The organism is Streptomyces niveiscabiei, assembly GCF_033794345.1.
Taxonomy (GTDB): domain Bacteria; phylum Actinomycetota; class Actinomycetes; order Streptomycetales; family Streptomycetaceae; genus Streptomyces; species Streptomyces niveiscabiei.
Genome location: NZ_JARAYJ010000007.1, coordinates 238,141 through 261,178 on the forward strand (window position 1 = coordinate 238,141; position 23,038 = coordinate 261,178).

Sequence of the window (23,038 nt, forward strand, 5' to 3'; positions counted from 1 at the left end):
ACCTTTGCTGCGCCAAGACCGCCTCGTGGAAGGCTATTTCGGTGGGAACCTCAACGCCCCGTCCAGTCGGACCACTTCTCCGTTGAGGTAGTCGTTCTCGCACAGGTGCTGGACCAGGGCGGCGTACTCCTCCGGACGTCCCATGCGCCGCGGATGCGGCACCTGGGGCCCCCAGTACGCCTCCAGACGGTCGGCTGCCGTCCCGTACGCGGGAGTGAGGACCGTGCCTGGGGCGACGGAGACCACACGGACGCCAAGGGGCGACAGGTCGCGGGCGGCGACCAGGGTCATGGCACTCACCCCGCCTTTCGCGGCGGCGTACGGCAGTTGGCCGATCTGGCCTTCGTACGCGGCGATGGACGACGTCGTGACGATCACACCGCGCCCGCCGTCCTCGTCGTGGGGGGTGGTGCGTGCCAGTGCCGCCGCGGCCATGCGCATGACGTTGAAGACGCCGGTCAGGTAGATGTCGACGGTGGTGCGGAAGCCGGCGAGATCCAGGGGTGAGCCGTCTTTGCCGACGAGCCGGCCGCCGCTCGCCGGACCGCCATGACAGTCGACGGCGATCCTGAACTCGCCCGCCTGTTCGGCCGCCGCCACCGCGCTCGCCACCGAGTCCTCGTCCGTGGCGTCGGTGCGGACATATCGCGCACCGAGCTCCTCGGCCAGGGCCTTGCCCCTGCCGTCGGCGAGGTCGGCGATCACCACCCGGGCGCCCGCCGCGCGCAGTCGCCGTACCGTGGCCTCCCCGAGGCCGCCCGCGCCTCCGACCACCAGGGCCGCCGAATCCTCGATCCGCACATCATTCCCCTCTCTTGCAAGTCGAGCTCTGAGTGTATGAGAATGACATTCTCATGAATATAGCCGTGATCCTGGAAATGGCCGCCTCCGCGGGGGACCGGCCGGCCGTCACGGAGGGCGGTCGCTCGCTCTCCGCGGCCGAGCTCCATCACCTCGCGCAGCACGCGGCCGACCGCTTCCGTGACCGCACCGCGGTCCTTTACCTGGGGCCGAACCACCTCGCCCACCCCGTCGCCCTGTTCGGCGCCGCGCTGGCCGGTATCCCCTTCGTCCCCCTCAACTACCGCCTCGGCGAAGAGCAGTTGGATTCCCTGGTCCTCCGGCATCCTGGAGCCGAGGTGCTGCACCCGGCCGAGCTCGACGCGCTGCTGATCCCACCGCGGGGCGAGGCCGAGCGACGGCCCGTCCCCGAGGACCGCGACGCCACCGCCGTCGTCCTCTACACCAGCGGTACCACCGCGGCCCCCAAGGCGGCCCTGCTGCGCCACCGCCACCTGCTCGCCTACGTGTTCAACACCCAGGACTTCGGCTCGGCGGAGGTGTCCGACGCGAGCCTGGTGGCCCTCCCGCCCTACCACGTGGCCGGCCTGATGAACCTGCTGACGAACCTGTACGCCGGCCGTCGCGTCGTCTACCAGCCCGCCTTCGGCCCCACCGACTGGCTCGCCACGGTGCGCCGCGAGGGCGCCACCCACGCCATGGTCGTCCCCACCATGCTCGCCAGGATCACGGCGGAGCTGGGGGACGCGCAGGCCGGTGTGCCGACCCTGCGCAGCCTCGCCTACGGCGGAGCGCGCTGCCCCCGCCCGGTGGTGGAGCGGGCGCTGCGCCAGTTCCCGCGGACCGGTTTCGTCAATGCCTACGGGCTGACGGAGACTGCCTCGTCGGTCTGCGTGCTGGGGCCCGACGACCACCGGCGGGCGGTCGCTTCCGACGACCCGGCGGTACGGGCCCGCCTCGGCTCCGTGGGCCGTCCGCTGCCGGGCGTCGAGGCCGAGATCCGGGACGAGGAAGGAAAGCCCCTCGGACCGGGCGAGACGGGACTCGTCTTCGTACGCGGGGAGCAGATCTCCGGCGAGTACGCGGGCGCGAGCGGCAGCGACACGGACGGCTGGTTCGCCACCCGGGACCGGGGCCGGCTGGACGAGGACGGCTACCTCTTCATCGAGGGCCGCGCCGACGACACCATCATCCGGGGCGGGGAGAACATCGCCCCCGCCGAGATCGAGGACGTCCTGCTCCAGTACCCGGGCGTGCGGGAGGCCGCCGTGCTGGGGCTGCCCGACCCGGAGTGGGGCCAGCGCCTGGTCGCGGTGCTGGTCGGGGCCGGCGATCCGGACGAGATCCGGTCCTTCGCGAAAGAGCGCCTGCGGTCCTCCAAGACGCCGGACACGGTCGTCTTCCGTCCCGAACTGCCCCGCACGCCCACCGGGAAGCTGCTGCGCCGCACCCTGGTCGCCGAACTGGAAGAGGCCACCGATGCCTGAAGCCGTACTCGTCGCCGCCCTGCGCACCCCGATCGGCACCGCCTTCAAGGGGCGGCTGCGCGACACGTCCGCCTACGACCTGGCGGACCTCGTCGTCGCGGCGGTGGCCGAAGGACTGGACCCGGACCTCGTGGACGACCTGATCCTCGCCGAGTCGCACTACGGCGGCGGGGTCGTGGCCCGCCACGCGGCTGTGACAGCGGGTCTGCCGCAGGTGCCGGGGCTCGCCCTGAACCGGCACTGCGCGGCCGGACTCGCCGCCGTCTCGACCGCGGCGGCATCCGTCCGGGCCGGCATGGACCGGCTGGTGCTCGCCGGTGGCGTCAACTCCGCCTCCACCGCGCCCAAGCTGTCCTTCCTGGGCGGTGAGCGCTGGGTGCCGCCCTCCCACCCCGACCGCCCGGACGCCCCCAACCTCGACATGTCGATCACGGTCGGCTGGAACACCGCCGTACGGGAGGGGCTCACCCGCGAGGAGATGGACGCGTGGGCGCTGCGCTCGCACCGCAACGCCGTCCGGGCGCTGGACGAAGGCCGTTTCAAGGACGAGACCGTGCCGGTGGACACCCCGCACGGCCCCTTCGAGGCCGACGAGCACCCGCGGCGTGACACCAGCGCCGAGAAGCTCGCCGCGCTCAAGCCGATCCACCCCGAGATCGAGGGCTTCTCGATCACGGCGGGCAACGCCTGCGGCGCCAACGACGCGGCGGCGGCCGTGGCGGTGGCCGAAGAGCGCCTCGCGCGGGAGGACCTCGGACTGCCCACCCTGGCCAGGGTGCGCTCCTGGGCTTCCGTGGCCAGGGATCCGGCCGAGACCGGCCTGACTCCCGTACACGCCATCCCCAAGGCGCTCGGGCGGGTGGGCATGACGCTGTCCGACGTGGACCTGTTCGAGATCAACGAGGCGTTCGCCTCGGTGCCACTCGCCGCGGTCCGCCGCCTCGGCCTCGACCCGGACACCGTCAACGTCAACGGCAGCGGCTGCTCACTGGGCCACCCCGTCGCCGCCACGGGCACCAGGATGGTCGTCACGCTCGTCCACGAACTGCGTCGCCGGGGCGGGGGAGTGGGCGTCGCGTCGATGTGCGCGGGCGGGGGGATGGGGTCGGCGCTGGTCCTGGAGGTGCCGGGGTCCTGACGGCAGCCGAGCGTCACACGATCAGTGGGCTGGAATCGACCGTGACCTACGGTTGGCCGCTCTGCTGTCGGTGGTGGGGGCCGGGGTCCTTGAGCTGTATGCGGCTCCTCACGGCATGGGGCGCCTGGGCGCAGTTGGTGGGCGTGCTGCGGGCGGATTGGCCGACGCGGTGGCCGACGACGCGCTGCTCGCGGGGTTCGTCGGCCTCTCAGGTCGGGGTCCGGATCAACTCCCAGGCCGGCGCCGGCTCCATCGCCGCGAGCAGCACCGCGACCGCGACCTCCAGGTTCGGCATCGCACTGGAGGACGACCGCAACATGCGGCGCCTGGTCCGGGCCTACCAGGAGCATCCCTGGCTGACCTGGGTGCATGCGCACGTCGGATCACAGGGCTGCCCGCTCGATACCTATGTGTCCCACCTGCGCGATCACGCACCTGCCCTGTGCACGGGCGCATACCGGATCGTCACCGAGTCCGGTCACTCCCTGCTCTCCAGGAACGGCTTCACCGCCGCCTACGTCGAGTACACCAAGACCTCCGGGGGACGCCCGATCGCCACGGCGTTCGCCACTCTTCACGCGGTGAACCGCAACAACGCCTCCTGCGCGTACGACGCGAGCAGCGTGCCGTCCGCTGTCAGGACGTCCCCGCGGCCGAAGCACCGCCCGTGCGCGGCGAGCGGGCTGTGCTGACGCAGCAGCAGCCAGTCCCCGGTGGTGAACGGCCGGTGGAACCACACGGTGTGTGCGGTGACGGCCGAGGCGAACGCACGGCCCGAGTCCGCCTGCGTCACGCCCTCCACGGGACGCAGCGCCGTGCCGATGGGCGTGAGGTCGGTGGTGTAGGCGAGCAGGGCGGGGGCGAGGGGCTGGGGTGCGTCCGGGACGAGGGTCCACAGCTCGTACTCGGGCGGCTCCGACTTCGCGGTGTCGAGGTCGGCCGCCGCCCTCGACTCCCAGGGCAGCAGACCCAGCTCGACGGCGCGTTCGGGTCCGGGAAGCGCCGGCACGGGGTCGGCCGTCTGCCGGTCGGGCCCCTCCTCCCACACGTGCAGGCTCGCGTTCGCCACCGCGACGACTCCCCGCTCCTGGCGGGCTGTCAGCCGTACGGTCGCGAAGGTCCGCCCCTGCTGCGGCACCTCGGTCTCGTAACGCACCGGCTCACCCGTGCGTCCTTCCCTCAGGAACTGCGTATGCAGCGACTTCAGCCCCTTGCCCGGCGCGGCGAGCTGTGCCGCGGCTGCGAACTGGGCGAGCAGCTGTCCGCCGAACAGCCGCCGGTACTCCGATCGTTGCGAGCGCCCCTCCCAGGCGCCCGGCCCGCAGGGCGCGAGGTCGAGACAGCTGAGCAGGTCGTTCCACAGGTCGGTCACGGGGCGCCCCTCACAGGTCGACGAGGCGAGGGGCGCGCGTTTCACGCAGCAGCAACCGGCCGGCCTCGCGGGTCAGTTCACGGGTGGAGCCGAGCAGCCCGTCGAGCACCAGGGCACGTCTGACGTGTCGGTGCAGGGCGTGCTCGGCGGTGAAGCCGATACCGCCGAGTGCCTGCTGGCAGTGGCGGGCCGCGGTGAGCGCGGCCCGGCCGGCGGCGGCTTTGGCGAGCAGCGCACCGGTGTGGTCCGGGGCGTCGGCGTCGTCCAGCGCTTCGGTGTCCTCCCCGGCGGGGCGGTCCGCCGCCGGAGCCCCGGCCGCGACCAGCACCGCCTCCGCCGCCTCCAGTGCCACGAACGTCTCCGCCAGTCGGTGCCGCAGTGCCTGGAAGGAGGCGAGGGGACGGCCGAACTGCTCGCGGTCCAGCACGTGTTCGCGGGCGAGCGTCAGCATGGCCCGCCCGGTGCCCAGCAGCCACCAGCCCAGAGCCCGGCGGCCCGCCGCCATGGCAGGTGGGGGAAGGGTACCGGGGCCGGCGGGGCGCAGCGGGAGCCCGGGATCCAGCGGACCGGCCGGCGCACCGTCCCCCCGGGCCCACCGCACCCAGGCCCCGCCCGCGTACGGCAGCGGCGGCGTCCCCCCGAGCGGGCGGCCCGCCGCCAGCAGGACGACGTCGTTGAGGACCGGGGCCTGGGAGCCGGTCTCCCCGAGCAGCCGGAACACCAGCGGGATCGTGGTACCCGGTTCCTCCGCCAGCATCTCCGCCCAGCCCAGTTCGGCCAGGGCGGCGTCCGGTGCGGCTCCCGGCCCGCTCGTCGTCAGGGTCTTGCGCAGGGCATCTTCCAGCAGTGCGCGTTCGGCGGCCTCCACCGTGTCTCACTCCTTCCCGAGGTCCAGCAGACGCCGGGCGACGATGTTGCGTTGGATCTCGGCGGTGCCGCCGTAGATGGTCGCGGCCCGCGAGTAGAGGTACTCGGTGCGCCATTTCTCGTCCTGCGCCAGCTCCACCGATCCCGGCAGCAGGTCCCGCGCCGTGTCGAAGAGCCGCTGCTCGGCGCCTGCCAGCAGGATCTTGTCCACGGAGGTCTCCGGGCCCAGCCGCCCGCCGTCAGCCAGGGCCCGTTGGGTGGCGGCCGAGCGGCAGCGCACGCTGTGCAGGTCCAGCCAGACGGCACCCAGCGCGTCCTCGTCCGGCTCGCAGCCGTCGGCGAGGAGCCGGTCGAGGCGGCTGTAGAGGTGGGCCACGCGGTGCCAGAAGCAGGTGGACCGCTCGTGCGGCAACAGGTCCATCGCGAGGCGCCAGCCGTCGCCGGGCGAGCCCAGCAGCCGCCCGGCGGGGACCCGTACGTCGTCGAAGAACACCTCGGCGAACTCGTCGACGCCGTGCATCGTGCGCAGCGGCCGTACGGTGATGCCGGGGGAGTCCATGTCGACGAAGAAGGCGCTGATGCCGCCGTGCCCCGGCCCTCCCGTCCGGGCGAGCAGGACGCAGCGGGCCGCGTACTGGGCGAGGCTGGTCCACACCTTCTGTCCCGTCACCACCCAGTCGTCCCCCCGCGGGACCGCACGTGTGGACAGGGACGCCAGATCGCTGCCCGAGCCGGGCTCGGAGAAGCCCTGGCACCACTGCTCGTCGCCGCCGAGCAGCCGGGGCACCATCTCGGCGGCGAGCGCGGGCGGCGCGTAGTCGGTCAGCGTGGGGACCAGCACCTCGGCCATCGACCACAGGCCGGGCTCGGCGAGGTCCCGCGAGGCGACCTCCTCGCCCAGTACCGCTCGCAGCATGCTCGGGCCGCCGAGTCCGCCGACCGCCTCCGGCCATCCGTGCCGCATCCAGTCCGCCGCCCACAGTTCCCGCCGGACGCGGTCGAGTTGGGCGACCTGGGCGTCCAGGGAGCGGTCCGTACCGGGGGAGAGGTCGTGGCGGTCCAGCCAGGTGCCCAGCGCCCGGCGGAACTCCTCGATCCTCACGAGCGGGTGCGCTCGAAGGCGTGCGGGCGGCCCGAGTCGTGGGCGCCGCTGCGGCGGATGAAGGTCATGGCGCGGGTGCGCAGCCGCCAGCCGTCCGGGGTGCGGACGTAGGTGTCGTTGTAGTAGCCGATGCGCATCTCGTGCGTGGAGTGCTCGACGAAGCACAGCGGCTGGGTGCCGGCGGCCGTCTCGCCGTCCAGCTCGATCACCGGCGTGCCCACAAGGAACAGCCCTTTCGGGGCGGCGCGGACGAGCGCCGGGAACTTGTCGAGCGGATAGGTGTCGCCGAAGGCGCTGTAGCTGCCGTCCGGGGCGAACACGGCGAGTACCCGGTCCACGTCACCGCGGGTCATGGCGACCGCGTAACGGGCGAGGAGCTGTTCGATCTCCACCAGGTCGTCGGTGACGCTCAAGGGCCTCGTCCTCTCGTACGAGAATGTCATTCTCACCAGAGGAGTATTGCTCCGGATGGTTGCTTCTCCAATAGGGAGAAGCTAATTTCCAAGACATGGATCAATTCCTGGCCTTCACGGTGGTCGGCCTGAGTACCGCCGCCGTCTACGCCGTGATCGGCACCGGCCTGGTGGTCACCCACGCCACCACCGGTGTGTTCAACTTCGCCCACGGCGCGGCCGGAATGCTGTCCGCCTTCGCCTACTGGCAGCTGGCCGTCGGCTGGGGCTGGCCGGTCCCGCTCGCCCTCGCCTTCGTCCTGCTCGTCCTGGCCCCCGCATTCGGCCTGTTCGTGGAACGCGTGCTGATGCGGCCGGTGCAGGCGCTCGGCGAGGCCGAACGCCTCGTGATGACCGTCGCGCTGCTCACCGGGTGCATCGCGCTCGCCCGCTGGGTGTGGGACCCCAACACCGCGCGCCCGCTCACGCCGTTCTTCGCCGAACGGCCCGCACTGCGCCTCGGCCCGGCCGCCGTCACCTGGCACCAGGCGATCACCATGGCCGTCGCCCTGGCGATCGCCGTGGCCCTCTGGGTCCTGCTGCACCGCACCCGCGCCGGCACGGAGATGCGCGCCTCCGTCGACGACCGGGCTCTCGCCGGCCTCACCGGCGCCGATCCGCTGCGTGCCACCCGGCTCGCCTGGGTGCTCGGCATCCAGCTCGCCGCCGTCGGCGGCATCCTCATCGCGCCCGCCGTCGCGCTCGACGCCCAGCAGCTGTCGCTGCTCATCGTCAGCGCCTACACCGCCGCCGTCTTCGGCCGTCTGCGCAGCCTGCCGCTCACCTTCCTCGGGGCCCTCGTCGTCGGCCTGCTGGAGGCCTACCTCGCGGGCTACCTGCCGCAGAACGACTACCTTCCGGGCCTGCGCCTGGCCGCCCCCGCCCTCCTGCTGTTCCTGGCCCTGCTCGCCTTCCCGCACCGCAGACTGCGCGGCCGTGACCGTACCCCGGTACGGGTGCCACTGCCGACGGCACGAGGCAGCCTCCTCCTCGCGGGCTCGATCGTGCTGTTCGCGCTCGTCCTGGTGACGGTCCTGGCGGAGGACGACCTCCTCTCCTACGGCACGCTCTTCCCGCTCGGCGTCATCGCCCTCTCCTTCGTGCCCCTGGCGGGATACACCGGGCAGATCTCCCTGTGCCAGCTGTCCATCGCCGGCATCGGCGCCGTGGTCTGGGGACACCTCGGCGCGCACGGCGAGCTGTGGGCGCTGCCCGTCGCCATGCTGGTCACCGCAGCCGTCGGCGCGCTGATCGCGCTGCCCGCCCTGCGCCTGTCCGGCATCTACCTGGCGCTCGGCACCGCCGCCTTCGCCGTCGTCCTCGACCGCTGGATCTTCACCCTGCCCGCCTTCGAGGTGCTGGGTGTGCGGATCACCTTCTTCGACCAGGGCTCGGTGACCGTCAGCGGCCCCGACCTGTTCGGCCTGCGCCTCACCTCACCGGCCCAGCTGCTGGTGCTCTCCGCCGTCTGTCTCGCGCTCGCCTCGGCCGGCGTCGCCGCGCTGCGCCGGGGCAGGTTCGGCCGCCGGCTGATCGCGCTGCGCGACAGCGAGGCCGCCTACGCCACGCTCGGCGGACGGCTCCTCGTCGCCAAGACAGCCGTCTTCGCCCTGTCCGCCGGCATCGCGGGACTGGGCGGTGCCCTGTACGGCATGCAGACGCAGACCGTCACCGCCGACCGGTTCAACCTCATCGCCGGGCTGCCGATCTTCCTGATCGCGGTCATCGGCGGCCTCGGCGCCGTGGGCACGGGGCTGTTCACCGGCATCGCCTTCGTCCTGCCGGCGCAGCTGATGAGCGGCCTCGGCTCCTGGACGCACGACGTGACCGCCCTGCTGGTCGCCCTCGCGGGCATGGGACTCGCGCACAACCCCAGCGGTGTCCTGACCCAGATGCGCGCCGAATGGGCGCCGCTGGGAAGGAACCGGCCCCTGCTGTGCGGGCTGTTCGGCGTCCTCGGCGTGTGCTGGCTGCTCGCGGCGCTCGACGTGGCGAACGGATGGACACTCCTCGCGATCGCCCTCGTCACGGCCCTGCTGCTGCGCGTCCGCGCCGCCGCCGCACAGCGGCCGACCACCGACATCCCGCCCGAGTGGTGGGGAGTACGCCGCCCCTGGCGGTCCGAGGACGGGGAGGTGCTGAGCCGTGCCACCACTGCTGCGGGCTGAGGAGATCACCGTCTCCTTCGGGGGACGCCGCGCCCTCGACGGCGTGTCACTGACGGCCGAGGCGGGCCGGGTCACCGGCCTCATCGGCCCCAACGGCGCGGGAAAGTCCACGCTGTTCGACGTGGTCTGCGGGCTGCGCCGGCCCCGGACAGGCCGTATCCGCCTCGACGGCCGCGACATCACCCGGGAAGGCCCCGCCCGTCGCGCCCGCCGCGGGATGTCCCGCACCTTCCAGCACCTGGAGCTCTTCGGCCGTCTCTCGGTGCGCGACAACCTGCTCGTCGCCGCCGAACTCGGCCCGGGGCGCCGCCACGCCGCCCGCACGGCCGAGGCCGTACTGGAACGGCTCGGTCTGACCGGTGTGGCCGACGACGCGGCCGACGCGCTCCCCACCGGCCTGGCCCGCCTGGTCGAGGTCGGCCGCGCCCTCGTCCTGGGCCCGCGCGTCCTGCTCCTCGACGAACCCGCCGCGGGCCAGGACGCGGAGGAGACGCGGCGGTTCGCCGCTCTGCTGCGCTCCCTCGCCGACGAGGGCACGGCCGTCCTGCTCGTCGAGCACGACATGAGCCTGGTGATGAGCGTCTGCGACGAGGTGCACGTCCTCGACCTCGGCTCCGTCGTCGCCAACGGCCCGCCCGCCCGGGTGCAGACCGACGAGACGGTCCTCGCCGCATACCTGGGGGAGGCACGGCCATGAGCGGACCTCTGCTGGAGCTGGACGGCATCCGCGCCGCGTACGGCGGCATCACGGTGCTGCACGGCGTGGACCTGGCCGTCGAGGAGGGCCGGGTGGTGGCCCTCCTCGGTCCCAACGGCGCCGGCAAGACCACCCTGCTGTCGGTCGCCGCCGGTGTGCACCCGCCCAGCGCCGGCCGGCTGCTGCTCGGTGGCCGGGACGCCACCGGCATCCGTCCGCGCGACCTCGCCCGCGCCGGCGTGTGCCTGGTGCCCCAGGGCCGTGGAGTCTTCCCCAACCTCTCCGTGCGCGACAACCTCCGGATGATGACCTTCACGGGCCGTACCCACGAGGAGATCGAGGAGATCGCCTACGCCCGCTTCCCCGTCCTCGGCACCCGGCGCACCCAGCCCGCCGGCACCCTCTCCGGCGGCGAGCAGCAGATGCTCGCCCTCGCGCGCGGCCTCGCCACCGACCCCGCCGTCCTGCTCCTCGACGAACTCTCCATGGGGCTCGCCCCGCTGGTCGTCGCCGAGCTCTACGAACTCGTCGCGGGCATCGCCCGGCAGGGCGTCGCCGTGCTCGTCGTCGAGCAGTTCGCCGCCGCCGTACTGAAGATCGCCGACCACGCCGCCGTCCTCGCCCGCGGCCGTGTCCAGTGGCAGGGGCACCCCGACAGCTCCCTGCACGCCGAACTCTCCGCCTACTACCTGGGGAGCCCGATATGACCGCACCTCCCGAAGCGCGTGCAGAACGGTTCGTCCGCGAACTCGCCGAGCTGAAGATCCCCGACCCCGCCGCCGCCCGCGCCACGCTCTGGCTGCGGCTCGGCGGGCTGCTCATGGCCGTGGGACTCGTCCTCGGCGCGCTCGCCTTCCCCCTCGCCCACGCGACCGACAACTTCCTCGCCCAGGGCGACGCCATCGCCATCGGCCTCGGCGGCATCTCCGCCGCCGTGGTGGGCGGAGCCCTGTTCCTGCGCTACTCGCTCACCGGCTTCCTGCGCTTCTGGCTCGCCCGCCAGTCCTACGACCTGGACCGGCTGGGGGAGAGGCTCACCCCACCGGCACCCGCACCCCAAGGAGAACCGCGCCATGCCGTCACCCCGCATCCCGGCCCTGCGCCCCGGTGACCAGCTGGCCTCGGCCACCGGCACCACCCGCGTCATCGTGATCCGGGCCCCGCAGGAGGTCACGTGCCCGGTCGAATGCGGTGGCAGCCCCATGGTCCCGGCCCAGGACGCCCCTGCCGCACCACCGGCCGGCCAGACACCGGACACCCTCATCGGCAAGCGCTACGTCGACCCCGCCGACACGCTCGAACTCCTCTGCACCGCCTCCGGCACCGGCCACCTCACCTACGGAGGAAAGCCCCTGACGGTCAAACCGCCCAAGGCCCTGCCCGCCTCGGACTGATCCGCCCTCAGCCACAAGGAGTCCCATGGACCGCGACGACATGATCCTCATCAGCGTCGACGACCACATCATCGAACCGCCGGACCTGTTCGCCAACCACCTGCCGCAGCGCTACAAGAAGGACGCGCCGCGGCTGGTCCACCGCGAGGACGGCAGCGACGTCTGGCAGTTCCGGGACGCCAGGATCGGCAACGCCGCGCTCAACGCGGTCGCGGGCCGTCCCAAGGAGGAGTACGGCATGGAGCCGCAGGGCCTGGAGGAGATCAGGCCCGGCTGCTACGACGTCGACGAACGCGTCGCCGACATGAACGCCGGCGGTGTCCTCGCCCAGCTGAACTTCCCCTCCTTCCCCGGCTTCTCCGCCCGGCTGTTCGCCACCGAGGACTCCGACTTCTCCATGGCCCTGGTGCGCGCCTACAACGACTGGCACATCGACGAGTGGTGCGCCGCCCACCCCGGCCGCTTCATCCCCATGGCCCTCCCGGCCATCTGGGACGCCGAGCTGTGCGCCCAGGAGATCCGGCGCGTCGCCGAGAAGGGCTGTCACGCCCTCACCTTCCCGGAGAACCCGGTCCCGCTCGGCTACCCGAGCTTCCACTCCGAGTACTGGGACCCGGTATGGCGGGCGCTGACCGACTGCGGCACGGTGATGAACCTGCACATCGGCTCCTCGGGCCGCCTCGCCATCACCGCGCCCGACGCCCCGCCGGACGTGATGATCACTCTCCAGCCCATCAACCTCGTCCAGGCGGCGGCCGACCTGATGTGGTCCCGTGTCCTCAAGGAGTACCCGGCCATCAGGATCGGGCTGTCGGAGGGCGGCACCGGCTGGATCCCCTACTTCCTGGACCGCCTCGACCGCACCTACGAGATGCACGCCACCTGGACACTCCAGGACTTCGGCGGCAAGGTCCCCTCGGAGATCTTCCGCGAGCACTTCCTGACCTGCTTCATCAGCGACCCGATCGGGGTGAAACTCCGCCACGACATCGGCATCGACAACATCTGCTGGGAGGCCGATTACCCGCACAGCGACTCGATGTGGCCCAACGCCCCCGAGGAACTCCACGAGGTACTGACCGCGAACTCCGTGCCGGACGACGACATCAACAAGATGACGCACGAGAACGCCATGCGCTGGTACTCCTTCGACCCGTTCGCCCACGTTCCCCGTGCACAGGCGACCGTGGGCGCCCTGCGCAGGGCCGCGGGCGACCACGACGTGTCCGTGAAGTCCCGCAGCCGCCAGACCATTGCCCCCGCCGAGAAACTCGCCATCTACCGCGAGAAGGCCGAGGCGGCGCTCGCCGCCGCGCAGCCGGAGTGAGATCGAGGGCCAGCTGACGGGCACACACGGGCAGCGTCTCCTCCCGCGCGTGCCCAGGGAGATGCCTGGGCACCGGTCGTGCCTGGCCAGTGCCTCAGCCCTGACATTCCCCCGCCAGCGCCAAGCCGGTCTCTTGTACGATCACGGCCAACTACGTCCTGCCGCGGGCACCGAGCTTCGTGACGAGGTTCCTCCGCTGGGCAAGAGTCGCTGATCGGCTGGTCAGGAGGGGGTGACGGGGTTTCAGGTTCGCTCGTCCGGCCGCTGCCTGGTCGGCGTAGTACTTCTCCTCGAACTCGATCGGGCCGAGCCTGCCGAGGCGTTCCTGGATGCGCCGGCTGTCGCGGAAGCCGTCGATGTACTCGAAGAGCGCGAGGTTCGCCGCCGGCGCCACGTCCATGCCGAAGGCGGCGGCCATCTCCTGGCAGGTCACCGGCCCCTGCCCGAGCCGGGCCCGGTCGGCCGCCGCCTTGAGGATGCGCTGGTGGTCCGCCGACAGCGCCGACCAGGCCAGACCCTCACGCCACACGGGCACAGGCGACTTCGGCTTCGCCGCGTCCCGGACGCCCGCCTGCGCATCCGCGTCCCGCGATCCCTGGGCGACCTCTACGGCCGCGGCCAACTCGGCGTGGATGCCCGTCAACGCGACGGCGAGCAGCGAGCCCGTGCTGTTCCAGCAGTCCGGCAACCGACGGCATCCACGACCTCCTGCACGGTGACGTCGGATACTCACCCCTCGGACACCCTCTTGACGCACCCAGGGCCTCGATCGACACTCGAACCGGGAATCCTAGTGAACAGGTAGGGAATCATGGGGCGCCTGGAGCCGACCGTCTGCCGCACGAACCGCACGGCCTGGACGTCGCCCCTCCTCACCTCCCGCCGCCACATCGACCTGCTGCGCGTGTGCAGCGCACAGCGCTGACCCGAGCGCCTTCTCGCGCCCCACCCCTCAGCCGCCGCAACCGCGCGCCCGTCTCGCGCGCCCGCCCCCGGGGAGACCCATGTCCATCGCACCGCCGGCCACCCACGCCTACGACCGCCCGGCCCCCGCCTTCCGGGGCCGCATCGGCCGCGACGCCCGCAGCGGCCACTACGCCGTGCCGCGCCGCTACCGCCTCCACCTGTCCACCGCCGACCCCGACGGCCTGCGCATCGCCGTCACCCACAGCCTGCTGCGCCTGGACGAGGCGTGTCCGGTCACCCGCCTGCCCGCCGTCCCCGACTGTCCCGACGGCGGCCACACGAGCCTGCGCCCGCTGTACGACGCGAGCGCGCACCGCTACCGGGGCCCGGCCCTCGCCCCCGTTCTGAGCGACGACTGGTCCGGCCGCATCGTCTCCACGCACGGCCCGGACATCGCCCGCGACCTCGCCCGCCACTTCGGCGCCGGCAGGCCCGCGCTGCACCCCTGCGGCACCGAGCAGGAGATCGAGACGGTCGTACGGCTGTGCGCCGAGGCCGAGCGCGCGGCCCAACTCGCCGGTGAGGCGGGGGTGTCAGAGCCGGGCCACGCACTCGGCGCCCTCCTCGACGCGCTCGGCGCCCTGGAGCAACACCTCGGCACCGGACCGTATGTGACGGGCGATCAGATCACCGCCGCCGACGTCGACCTGTGGGTCACCCTCGTCCAGCTCGACACCGTGCACCGCCACCACCTCGACGCCGGAGCCGTCCAGCGGGTCGCCGCCCACCACGCCCTGTGGGCCCACGCCCGCCGCCTCACCGCCCACCCCGCCTTCGGCACCCACCTCGACCTCGACGGCATCGACCGCCGCCACCGCGCCCGCTGCCAGGGCCTCGAAGCGGCCGGCTCCGCTGTCCAGATCCTGGACTGGGCGGCGCACAGGACCGACGCAGACCGGACCCACCAGGGCTGATCCGGTCCGAAGCATGGACGGCCGTTGACAACGGTCCGCGCAACTGGCTTAACTGCGGCCCAGAACGGTCTTCCGACTCCGCGCCGCACCTCACCGACGGCCACCCCGGCCGCCGCACGAAGCAGAAGCAGAGGACGACATGTACGCAGCTCCCAGGACGGCGCCCCGCCGCTCCCCGGGCTGCGTACGCCCGTACCTCAGCCACCTCGTCGCGAACCGCGCCGTCGACCTCCTGCGCGTCAGCAGCGCACTGTGTACCGCACCGGGCCGTGCCCGCTGTCGGGCCTGACCCCCAGGCCAGTCCCGACCGCAGCGCCCTCGCCGGCCACCGCCCTCGCGGTGCGCCGCCCGCCGCCCTCGACCCCGGTCCCGTACGCAGCAGTTGCGCGCCCATCTCCCGTCGCAGCCGTGTGCCGGTGACCCCGGGGTAGCCCGCCTCCCGCCGGAGCCCCTCATGAGCGAATCACCGGGCGCCGTGTCCCTCGCCACGGCACCATCACCCGATGCACCGTCAAAAACTCTCACAGCGCAGCGAGTTCAGCCGCTGCGCCGCCCCGGACGCTGGATCGCCACCGCGATCGTCCTCGTCCTGGCCGCCCAGTTCGTCCACGGCCTGGTCACCAACCCGTTCTACCAGTGGGACCGCTTCGGCTACTGGTTCCTGCGCCCGACCGTCCTCGACGGACTCCTCGTCACCCTCGAAGTCACCGCCTACAGCGCCGCGCTGGGCCTCCTCGGCGGCATCCTGCTGGCCCTCGCCCGGCTCTCGAAGAGCCCGGTGCTGCGGGCCGTCAGCTGGGTCTACGTCTGGGCGTTCCGCTCGGTGCCGCTCATCGTGATCCTGCTGTTCCTGTACAACTTCAGTGCCCTGTACCGGACGTTGAGCGTCGGCGTCCCCTTCGGCCCCGCCTTCTTCACCTTCGACGAGTCGCGCCTCGCCACCGACATGGTCATCGCCGTCGTCGGACTCGGCCTCCACGAGGCCGCGTACGCCGCCGAGGTCGTCCGGGGCGGCATCCTCTCCGTCGACCAGGGCCAGCACGAGGCCGCCGCCGCCCTCGGCCTCCCCAAGGGCTACCAGTTCCGCCGGGTGGTCTTCCCGCAGGCCCTGCGCTCGATCGTGCCGAACTACGTCAACCAGCTGATCGGCCTGGTCAAAGCCACCTCGCTGGTCTTCTACGTCTCCCTCCTCGACCTCTTCGGCGCCGCCCAGACCATGGGCTCCACCTACCCCGGCGACGTCGTCCCGCTGCTGCTCGTCGTCACCGTCTGGTACCTGATCCTCACGAGCATCGTCTCGGTCGTCCAGTTCTCCGTCGAGCGGTACTACGCGCGCGGCGCCACCCGCACCCTGCCGCCCACCCCGCTCCAGCAACTGCGCGCCGCCATCGGCCAGTTCAGGGAGCGCCTGCGCAAGGAGGCCGCCGTATGAGCGTCGCCGCAACCACCGTCGCCGCGCCCGCCGCCACTGTCGCCGTGCCCGCCGCCGTCGAACTCCACGGCGTCCACAAGTGGTTCGGCGCCCACCGGGTCCTCGACGGCATCGACCTGACCGTCCGCCCCGGCGAAGTCACCGCGCTGCTCGGCCCGTCCGGCTCCGGCAAGTCGACGCTCCTGCGCGTCATCAACCACCTGGAGAAACCTGAACGCGGGTACGTCAGCGTCAACGGCGAACTCATCGGCGTACGCCGGCACGGCGACCGGCTGCGGGAGTTGAGCGAGCGCGCCATCCTCGCCCAGCGCGCCGGGATCGGGTTCGTCTTCCAGAACTTCAACCTCTTCCCGCACCTCACCGTGCTGGACAACGTCGCCGCCGCACCCGTCGCCACCGGCCGGCTGGCCAGGCCCGCCGCGCGGGAACTCGCCCGCGAACTCCTGGGCCGCGTCGGCCTCGGCGACAAGTCGGCCGCCTATCCACGGCAGTTGTCCGGCGGCCAGCAGCAGCGCGTCGCCATCGCCCGCGCCCTCGCGCTGCGGCCCGGCGTCATCCTCTTCGACGAGCCGACCTCCGCGCTCGACCCCGAGCTGGTGGGCGAAGTCCTCGCCGTCATCAAGGACTTGGCGACCAGCGGCACGACACTCCTCATCGTCACGCACGAGATCGGCTTCGCCCGCGAGGTCGCCGACCGGGTGGTGTTCCTGGACGCCGGGAAGATCGTCGAACAAGGGCCGCCCGAGCAGGTGCTGGACGAGCCGCGGCACGAAAGGACCCGCGACTTCCTCGCGAAAGTCCTCTGAGATCAACCCCGTCGACCCACGAACGACCCACGAATCCCTAAGGACAGCCATGCCCGCGCCCCTCTCCCGACGTGCCCTGATCCGAGGCATCTCCACGGCGGCCGTCGCCGCCACCCTCGCCGGCGGGCTCGCCGCCTGCGGCGGGGACAGCGAGGCCGCCACCGCCGCCGCCGACACCTCCGGCTCCGTCACCATCGGCCGCGTCTCCAACGGGGCCGCGAAAGAAACCACGTTGAAGGTCTCCGAGGTGAAGTCGATCAGCGCCGAGGTGCCCGAGGCGATCCGCAGGCGCGGCACCCTCGTCATCGGCAGCGGCTCGCTGCCCTCCGGCTCCGCGCCGCTCGGCTACATCGGCGACGACCAGCAGACCCTCACCGGCGCCGAACCCGACCTCGCACGCCTCGTCGCCGCAGTCCTCGGCCTCAAGTCCGAGAACAAGCGGTTCACTTGGGAGAACCTCTTCGTCGGCATCGACAGCGGCAAGGTCGACGTCGGCTTCTCGAACATCACCGACACCGAGGAGCGCAAGCAGAAGTACGACTTCGCCTCCTACCGGCAGGACAACCTCGGCTTCGAGAAGCTCAGGTCCAACTCCTGGACGTTCGACGGCACGTACCGGAGCCTCGCCGGCAAGACCGTTTCCGTCGGCGCCGGCACCAACCAGGAACGCCTGCTCCTGGAGTGGCAAAGGAAGCTCAAGGCCGAGGGGAAGAACCTCACCGTCAAGTACTTCCAGGACGGCAACAGCACCTATCTCGCCCTGAACAGCGGCAAGATCGACGCCTACCTCGGCCCCAACCCGAGCCTGTCCTACCACGTCACCCAGACCGCCAACTCCCCCTCGCCGACCGCCATCGCAGGCACCTACTCCGGCGCGGGCGAGACCCTCCAGGGCCTCATCGCGGCGACCGTCAAGAAGGACAGCGGACTCGTCAAGCCGGTCGCCGACGCCATCAACCACCTCATCGACACCGGCCAGTACGCCAAGTGGCTGGACTCCTGGAACCTCGCGAACGAGGCCGTCACCAAGTCCGAGATCAACCCGCCCGGCCTGCCCCTCACCAACTCCTGACACACCATCAATCACCCCAGACCGAAAGGACGTTCGCCTCCGTGACCCACCCGGACGACCCCCGCGGAGGCGGAGCCCCGGTCGCCACCGCGGCCCACCCGCTCGACAACGCCGTCTGGACCGCCCTCGACGGACCCCACGCCCACCTCGCCGAACGCCTCGGCCGAGCCGCCCGCTACCCCGCCGACGTCTACGCCTTCGCCGCGCTCGACGACCCCGCCGCGTGGACCGACCTGCACCGGCTGGTGGGGCCCTCGACAGCCGTACGCGTCAAGCCTGTTGACGCCGTTCCCGACGGGTGGGAGCTGATCCGGGCGGGGTACGGCGTGCAGCTCGTCGACACCTCGCTGCGTGCCGGGCCCGATCCCGAGGCCGTGCGGCTCGGGGTGGACGACGTGCCGGAGATCCTGGACCTCGTCGGCCGGACCCGGCCGGGGCCGTATCTGAAGCGGACCATCCTGCTCGGGACGTACCTCGGTGTCCGGCGTGAGGGGCGGTTGGTCGCGCTCGCCGGGGAGCGGCTGAGGCCGCCCGGGTGGACGGAGATCAGCGCGGTGTGCACCGATCCCGCGTACCGGGGGAAGGGGCTCGCGACCCGGCTGATCCGCGCCGTCGCGGCCGGGATCAGGGAGCGGGGGGAGACGCCGTTCCTGCATGCCGCCGCCGACAACGTGGACGCGATCCGGTTGTACGAGTCGATCGGGTTCGAGGTGCGGCGGTCCTCGCGGATCGTGGAGGTGCGGACTCCGGCGGGGCTCGCCGGGGGCGCAGAATCGATTTCGCACAAAGGTTCGGAAATTTCTCCGGGATCGGGAACACGGCGGGCCGACGGCCCGTTGTGACGGATGAGAGCCACGATCGGGCCGCACAGAGCGAGGGCGAAGGGGGGACGGCAGTGACCGACATACACATACGCCACTCCGCGCACCTCTACTCCCGGCCCCACATCGACCTCCTGCGCGTGGCCGGCGCGCTCTGTAGCTGACCCCAGCGCCCCAGCGCCCTGGCGTCCCAGCACTCCTTGCCCCGCCCCCGCCCTGCCGCCGTGCCCGTGCTCCGGGCGGGCCCGGCGTCCTCGTACGGACCTCCAGGAAGGCACTCCGCCCGTGTCCCCTTCTTCTCCCGCACCCCTGCACCTCGCGGTCGCTCTCGACGGCACCGGCTGGCATCCCGCCTCCTGGCGCGAGCAAGTCGCCCGCCCCCGCGACCTGTTCACCGCCGGATACTGGGCCGACCTGGTCGCCGAGGCCGAGCGCGGCCTCCTCGACTTCGTGACGATCGAGGACGGCCTGGGCCCCCAGTCCTCCCGCCTCCTCGACCCCGACGACCGCACCGACCAGGTGCGGGGCCGGCTCGACGCGGTCCTGATCGCCTCCCGCGTCGCCCCGCTCACCCGGCACATCGGCCTCGTCCCCACCACCGTCGCCACCCACACCGAGCCGTTCCACATCTCCAAGGCGATCGCCACCCTCGACTACGTCAGCACCGGCCGCGCGGGCCTGCGCGTCCAGATCACCGCCCGCCCGAACGAGGCCGCGCACTTCGGCCGCCGCACGATCGAGCGCATCGAGTCGTACGACGACCCCGACGCCCTCACGGTGGTGACCGACCTCTTCGACGAGGCCGCCGACCACGTCGAGGTCGTCCGGCGCCTGTGGGACAGCTGGGAGGACGACGCGGAGATCCGCGACGCCGCCACCGGCCGCTTCGTCGACCGCGAGAAACTCCACTACATCGACTTCGAGGGACCTCGCTTCAGCGTCAAGGGCCCCTCCATCACCCCCCGCCCGCCCCAGGGCCAGCCCCTCGTCACGGCCCTCGCGCACGCGACGGTGCCCTACCGGCTGGTGGCGCGCGCGGCGGACGTCGGCTTCGTCACCCCGCACGACACCGGCCAGGCCCGCGCCATCGTCCAGGAGATACGCGCCGAACAGGAGGCCGCGGGCCGGGCCGCCGACCCGCTGCACGTCTTCGCCGACCTCGTCGTCCTCCTCGACGACGACCCCGCCGAGGCGCGGGCGCGCCGGGCCCGGCTCGACGAGGCGGCGGGCGAGCCGTACACCAGCGACGCGCGGATCTTCGCCGGCAGCCCCGCCGAACTCGCGGACCTGCTCCAGGAGTTCCAGACGGCCGGCCTCACCGGATTCCGGCTGCGCCCCGCCGTCGCCGGACACGACCTGCCGGCCATCACCCGGGGCCTGGTCCCCGAACTCCAGCGGCGCGGCGCCTTCCGTACCGCGTACGAGGCCGACACCCTGCGCGGGCTGCTCGGCCTGACGCGTCCCGCCAACCGTTACGCGGCCGTCTGAGCGCGAGGAAGAGACCGACGATGAGCAAGCCGCTGAAGCAGATCCATCTCGCCGCCCACTTCCCCGGGGTCAACAACACCACCGTCTGGAGCGACCCGCAGGCGGGCAGCCACATCGAGTTCAGCTCCTTCGCGCACTTCGCGCGCACCGCCGAACGCGCCAAGTTCGACTTCCTGTTCCTCGCCGAGGGACTGCGCCTGCGCGAACAGGGCGGCAAGATCTACGACCTCGACGTGGTCGGCCGCCCCGACACGTTCACCGTCCTGGCCGCGCTCGCCGCCGTCACCGACCGGCTCGGCCTGACCGGCACGATCAACTCGACGTTCAACGAACCGTACGAAGTGGCCCGGCAGTTCGCGAGCCTCGACCACCTCTCCGCCGGCCGCGCCGCGTGGAACGTGGTCACCTCCTGGGACGCGTTCACCGGCGAGAACTTCCGGCGCGGCGGATTCCTCCCGCAGGACGAGCGCTACTCCCGCGCCAAGGAGTTCCTCGCCACCACCCAGGAGCTCTTCGACTCCTGGCAGGGCGACGAGATCCTCGCCGACCAGGCCACGGGCACCTTCCTGCGGGACGCGCGAGCCGGCTCCTTCGTCCACACCGGACAGCACTTCGACATCCACGGCCGGTTCAACGTCCCGCGCAGCCCCCAGGGCCGCCCGGTGATCTTCCAGGCCGGGGACTCCGAGGAGGGCCGAGAGTTCGCCGCCGCCGAGGCCGACGCCATCTTCAGCAGGCACGCGCAACGGGAACAGGGCCAGGCGTTCTACGCGGACGTCAAGAGCCGCCTCGCCAAGTACGGCCGCCGCGCCGACCAGCTGCTGATCCTGCCCGCCGCGACCTTCGTCCTCGGCGACACCGACGAGGAGGCCCGCGACGCCGCGAAGGAGGTGCGCCGGCAACAGGTCAGCGGGGCCACCGCGCTCAAGCACCTGGAGTTCGTCTGGAACCGCGACCTCTCCGCGTACGACCCCGAAGGACCGCTGCCCGAGATCGATCCCGACGTCAGCGCCGAGCACATCTCCCGGGGCCGCGCGCAGGTCAGGATGTACCGCGACCCGCTCGCCACCGCCCGCGAGTGGCGGGAGCTGGCCGAGGCCAACAAGTGGTCCATCCGCGACCTCGTCATCGAGACCGGCAACCGGCAGAACTTCGTCGGCACCCCCGAGACCGTCGCCCGCACCATCGACGAGTACGTCCAGGCCGACGCCGCCGACGGCTTCATCCTCGTCCCGCACATCACCCCCGGCGGACTCGACGACTTCGCCGACAAGGTCGTCCCGATCCTCCAGGAGCGGGGCGTCTTCCGCGCCGACTACGAGGGCACCACCCTGCGCGACCACCTCGGCCTCGCCCACCCCGACGAGGCGCGCGACACCCGGGCCGCGTCGTGAGGTTCCTCGCGATCACCGTCCACCGCCCCGACCCGGCGTTCGACCGGGCACCCGCCCTGGTCGCCGCCTGACGGAAGGAGGCCACGTCCCGGCACAGGCGCAGGGCACCGGCCGTCTCGGCAGGCTCTTCCAGGGCCTGCCGAGACGGCCGATCGCCATCCGCGCCGACAGCCCCCAGGACGGCCGTCCACGCGTCGCGTCACCGCACGAGTTCCCTCGGCGCCGTACGCCCCGCCGCCCTGCGGGAGTCCTCCAGCGTCAGCCTCGCGCAGACGTAGGAGAGACCCCGATGCCGCGACGTCCTGAACAGCGCGACGAGCGAGACGGCCGCCAGGCCGATGGCGGGACCGGACAGCGACTCGACGTGGTTGAGGAGGAGGAACCCGCCGACACCGGTCAGCCCGCGTACGAGTCGCGCCCACACCGCCGCCCGGCGGCCGTCGGCGGTGACCGCCCGCAGTCTGACGATCCGCTGCCCGAGACCGGCCCCGCCGCCCGCCAGCGGGAAACCGACCGTGAGCACCAGCCACGGCACCCAGAACCCGACCCGCTCGACGGTCGTGTCGAAGAAGAAGGACGAATACGCGGGAGCCCCACCGGAGGACAGACCCCCCTGCCACACCCACATCAGCGCCGCGCAGCCCGCGACCGTCAGCACGTACAGGAATCCGAAGCTCATGAGGTCGCACACGGACGCCAGCAGCCGCCTGCGCCAGGTGACGGGGCGCGGCTCCCCGGGTTCGGCGTGGACGCGCTGCCCGGGCACGGCACTGAGCAGCGGGGCGGCCAGCGCGCCGAGCAGACCCCCCAGGCCGTTCGCGATCAGGTCGTCCACGTCGAACAGCCGGTACGCGCACGGGTAGATGAACCAGTCCCCGGTCAGCTGCGTCGTCTCGATCAGCAGGGACACACCCAGGCCGACGACGGCGGTGACGGGCACGCTGCGCCCGAACAGGTACCGGACGAACATGCCCAAGGGGACGAAGAGCGCCACGTTCAGCAGCACCTGCGTCAGGGCGGGGTCGTGCAGCACCGCCGTGGGACCGCCGCCGGCGGCCGGCCTCCCCATGTCGTGCAGGAAATGGAAGGGGATCACCTGCGGCCGGCGCACCCCGACGGCGGCGCAGAAATCCGACCCGACGGCCGGGAACGGGGCGAACACGTAGAAGAACAGCGCCAGCCCGTAGAGGGGCCCGGCGAACGCCAACGCCAGGTTGCCCAGGCCCAGTTCGCCGCGCCGTCGGTACCGCACGGCGATATAGGGCACGAACAGCACGAACGCGGCCACGGACATCAGCAGGGCGGCCCAGAAGGCCGGTTCCACCCTGGTACTCATGAGC

General features: G+C 72.3%; 25 protein-coding genes. 18 read left to right on the top strand and 7 right to left on the bottom strand.

Annotation, left to right across the window (positions count from 1 at the left end; all coding sequences use genetic code 11):
* Window positions 1–33: 33 nt before the first annotated feature.
* The gene (locus PV682_RS12635) at window positions 34–801 is read right to left on the bottom strand and encodes an SDR family oxidoreductase (RefSeq protein WP_319728642.1); all 768 of its coding nucleotides are present in this window, start codon (window positions 799–801) and stop codon (window positions 34–36) included.
* A 53-nt stretch (window positions 802–854) separates the two neighbouring features.
* Between PV682_RS12635 and PV682_RS12640 the strand changes: the two genes are divergently transcribed.
* The 3 genes from PV682_RS12640 to PV682_RS12650 all read left to right on the top strand — a co-directional run bounded on the left by PV682_RS12640 (window position 855) and on the right by PV682_RS12650 (window position 4,118).
* Window positions 855–2,288, top strand: coding sequence for a class I adenylate-forming enzyme family protein (locus tag PV682_RS12640; RefSeq protein ID WP_319728645.1), 1,434 nt, complete (start codon window positions 855–857; stop codon window positions 2,286–2,288).
* Window positions 2,281–3,426 carry a thiolase family protein gene (locus tag PV682_RS12645; RefSeq protein WP_319728654.1) on the top strand — a complete coding sequence of 382 codons (1,146 nt, stop codon included), beginning with the start codon at window positions 2,281–2,283 and terminating at the stop codon, window positions 3,424–3,426. Before PV682_RS12640 ends, PV682_RS12645 begins: the two co-directional genes overlap by 8 nt.
* A 98-nt stretch (window positions 3,427–3,524) precedes the next feature.
* A complete protein-coding gene (locus PV682_RS12650; RefSeq protein WP_319728666.1) occupies window positions 3,525–4,118 on the top strand; it encodes a type III PLP-dependent enzyme domain-containing protein in 594 nt (197 codons plus the stop codon).
* On the opposite strand, the gene PV682_RS12655 is transcribed toward PV682_RS12650, so the two are convergent.
* From PV682_RS12655 to PV682_RS12670, 4 genes are read right to left on the bottom strand one after another with little or no spacing between them, the layout of a single operon-like run.
* Entirely contained in the window at window positions 4,001–4,798 is a 798-nt protein-coding gene (locus PV682_RS12655; RefSeq protein ID WP_319728673.1) for an acyl-CoA thioesterase, read from the bottom strand. The two genes, PV682_RS12650 and PV682_RS12655, sit on opposite strands and share 118 nt — an antisense overlap.
* Window positions 4,799–4,808: 10 nt before the next feature.
* Window positions 4,809–5,666, bottom strand: coding sequence for an acyl-CoA dehydrogenase family protein (locus PV682_RS12660; RefSeq protein WP_319728682.1), 858 nt, complete (start codon window positions 5,664–5,666; stop codon window positions 4,809–4,811).
* 6 nt (window positions 5,667–5,672) lie between these two features.
* A complete protein-coding gene (locus PV682_RS12665) occupies window positions 5,673–6,767 on the bottom strand; it encodes an acyl-CoA dehydrogenase family protein (protein ID WP_319728687.1) in 1,095 nt (364 codons plus the stop codon).
* The gene (locus PV682_RS12670) at window positions 6,764–7,180 is read right to left on the bottom strand and encodes a nuclear transport factor 2 family protein (protein WP_319728694.1); all 417 of its coding nucleotides are present in this window, start codon (window positions 7,178–7,180) and stop codon (window positions 6,764–6,766) included. The genes PV682_RS12665 and PV682_RS12670 overlap by 4 nt, the downstream gene beginning before the upstream one ends.
* A gap of 95 nt (window positions 7,181–7,275) precedes the next feature.
* Here PV682_RS12670 and PV682_RS12675 point away from each other — a divergent pair, with 95 nt between their 5' ends.
* The 6 genes from PV682_RS12675 to PV682_RS12700 are packed head-to-tail and all read left to right on the top strand — an operon-like array spanning window position 7,276 to window position 12,805.
* Window positions 7,276–9,387 (top strand): branched-chain amino acid ABC transporter permease, encoded by a 2,112-nt coding sequence (locus PV682_RS12675; RefSeq protein WP_319728705.1) that lies wholly within the window; start codon window positions 7,276–7,278, stop codon window positions 9,385–9,387.
* Window positions 9,365–10,084 carry an ABC transporter ATP-binding protein gene (locus PV682_RS12680; RefSeq protein ID WP_319728719.1) on the top strand — a complete coding sequence of 240 codons (720 nt, stop codon included), beginning with the start codon at window positions 9,365–9,367 and terminating at the stop codon, window positions 10,082–10,084. Before PV682_RS12675 ends, PV682_RS12680 begins: the two co-directional genes overlap by 23 nt.
* A complete protein-coding gene (locus tag PV682_RS12685) occupies window positions 10,081–10,791 on the top strand; it encodes an ABC transporter ATP-binding protein (protein ID WP_319728721.1) in 711 nt (236 codons plus the stop codon). The genes PV682_RS12680 and PV682_RS12685 overlap by 4 nt, the downstream gene beginning before the upstream one ends.
* Entirely contained in the window at window positions 10,788–11,195 is a 408-nt protein-coding gene (locus tag PV682_RS12690) for a hypothetical protein (RefSeq protein ID WP_319728723.1), read from the top strand. Before PV682_RS12685 ends, PV682_RS12690 begins: the two co-directional genes overlap by 4 nt.
* Entirely contained in the window at window positions 11,158–11,478 is a 321-nt protein-coding gene (locus PV682_RS12695) for a hypothetical protein (RefSeq protein WP_319728725.1), read from the top strand. The genes PV682_RS12690 and PV682_RS12695 overlap by 38 nt, the downstream gene beginning before the upstream one ends.
* Window positions 11,479–11,503: 25 nt before the next feature.
* Complete coding sequence (locus PV682_RS12700; protein ID WP_319728728.1) at window positions 11,504–12,805, top strand: amidohydrolase family protein; 1,302 nt, start codon at window positions 11,504–11,506, stop codon at window positions 12,803–12,805.
* Window positions 12,806–12,956: 151 nt separating this feature from the next.
* On the opposite strand, the gene PV682_RS44320 is transcribed toward PV682_RS12700, so the two are convergent.
* A complete protein-coding gene (locus PV682_RS44320; RefSeq protein WP_407705655.1) occupies window positions 12,957–13,493 on the bottom strand; it encodes a hypothetical protein in 537 nt (178 codons plus the stop codon).
* Between the two features lie 123 nt (window positions 13,494–13,616).
* Between PV682_RS44320 and PV682_RS12710 the strand changes: the two genes are divergently transcribed.
* The 9 genes from PV682_RS12710 to PV682_RS12750 all read left to right on the top strand — a co-directional run bounded on the left by PV682_RS12710 (window position 13,617) and on the right by PV682_RS12750 (window position 21,698).
* Window positions 13,617–13,730, top strand: coding sequence for a putative leader peptide (locus tag PV682_RS12710; RefSeq protein WP_316685691.1), 114 nt, complete (start codon window positions 13,617–13,619; stop codon window positions 13,728–13,730).
* 79 nt (window positions 13,731–13,809) lie between these two features.
* Window positions 13,810–14,685: a glutathione S-transferase C-terminal domain-containing protein gene (locus PV682_RS12715; RefSeq protein ID WP_319728733.1), complete on the top strand. Its 876-nt coding sequence runs from the start codon at window positions 13,810–13,812 to the stop codon at window positions 14,683–14,685.
* A gap of 454 nt (window positions 14,686–15,139) precedes the next feature.
* Complete coding sequence (locus tag PV682_RS12720) at window positions 15,140–16,117, top strand: amino acid ABC transporter permease (protein ID WP_319728735.1); 978 nt, start codon at window positions 15,140–15,142, stop codon at window positions 16,115–16,117.
* Window positions 16,114–16,923 carry an amino acid ABC transporter ATP-binding protein gene (locus tag PV682_RS12725; RefSeq protein WP_319728738.1) on the top strand — a complete coding sequence of 270 codons (810 nt, stop codon included), beginning with the start codon at window positions 16,114–16,116 and terminating at the stop codon, window positions 16,921–16,923. The genes PV682_RS12720 and PV682_RS12725 overlap by 4 nt, the downstream gene beginning before the upstream one ends.
* A 49-nt stretch (window positions 16,924–16,972) precedes the next feature.
* Window positions 16,973–17,995, top strand: coding sequence for an ABC transporter substrate-binding protein (locus PV682_RS12730; RefSeq protein ID WP_319728740.1), 1,023 nt, complete (start codon window positions 16,973–16,975; stop codon window positions 17,993–17,995).
* A 41-nt stretch (window positions 17,996–18,036) separates the two neighbouring features.
* Window positions 18,037–18,837: a GNAT family N-acetyltransferase gene (locus tag PV682_RS12735; protein ID WP_319728743.1), complete on the top strand. Its 801-nt coding sequence runs from the start codon at window positions 18,037–18,039 to the stop codon at window positions 18,835–18,837.
* A 53-nt stretch (window positions 18,838–18,890) separates the two neighbouring features.
* Window positions 18,891–18,980 carry a putative leader peptide gene (locus PV682_RS12740; RefSeq protein ID WP_316685692.1) on the top strand — a complete coding sequence of 30 codons (90 nt, stop codon included), beginning with the start codon at window positions 18,891–18,893 and terminating at the stop codon, window positions 18,978–18,980.
* Between the two features lie 121 nt (window positions 18,981–19,101).
* Window positions 19,102–20,304: an LLM class flavin-dependent oxidoreductase gene (locus PV682_RS12745; protein ID WP_319728745.1), complete on the top strand. Its 1,203-nt coding sequence runs from the start codon at window positions 19,102–19,104 to the stop codon at window positions 20,302–20,304.
* 20 nt (window positions 20,305–20,324) lie between these two features.
* On the top strand, window positions 20,325–21,698 hold the full coding sequence (locus PV682_RS12750) for an NtaA/DmoA family FMN-dependent monooxygenase (protein WP_319728747.1): 1,374 nt from the start codon (window positions 20,325–20,327) through the stop codon (window positions 21,696–21,698).
* Window positions 21,699–21,897: 199 nt separating this feature from the next.
* Here the strand turns inward: PV682_RS12750 and PV682_RS12755 are convergent, their stop codons facing one another.
* Window positions 21,898–23,034 (bottom strand): VanZ family protein, encoded by a 1,137-nt coding sequence (locus PV682_RS12755; protein ID WP_319728750.1) that lies wholly within the window; start codon window positions 23,032–23,034, stop codon window positions 21,898–21,900.
* Window positions 23,035–23,038 lie beyond the last annotated feature (4 nt).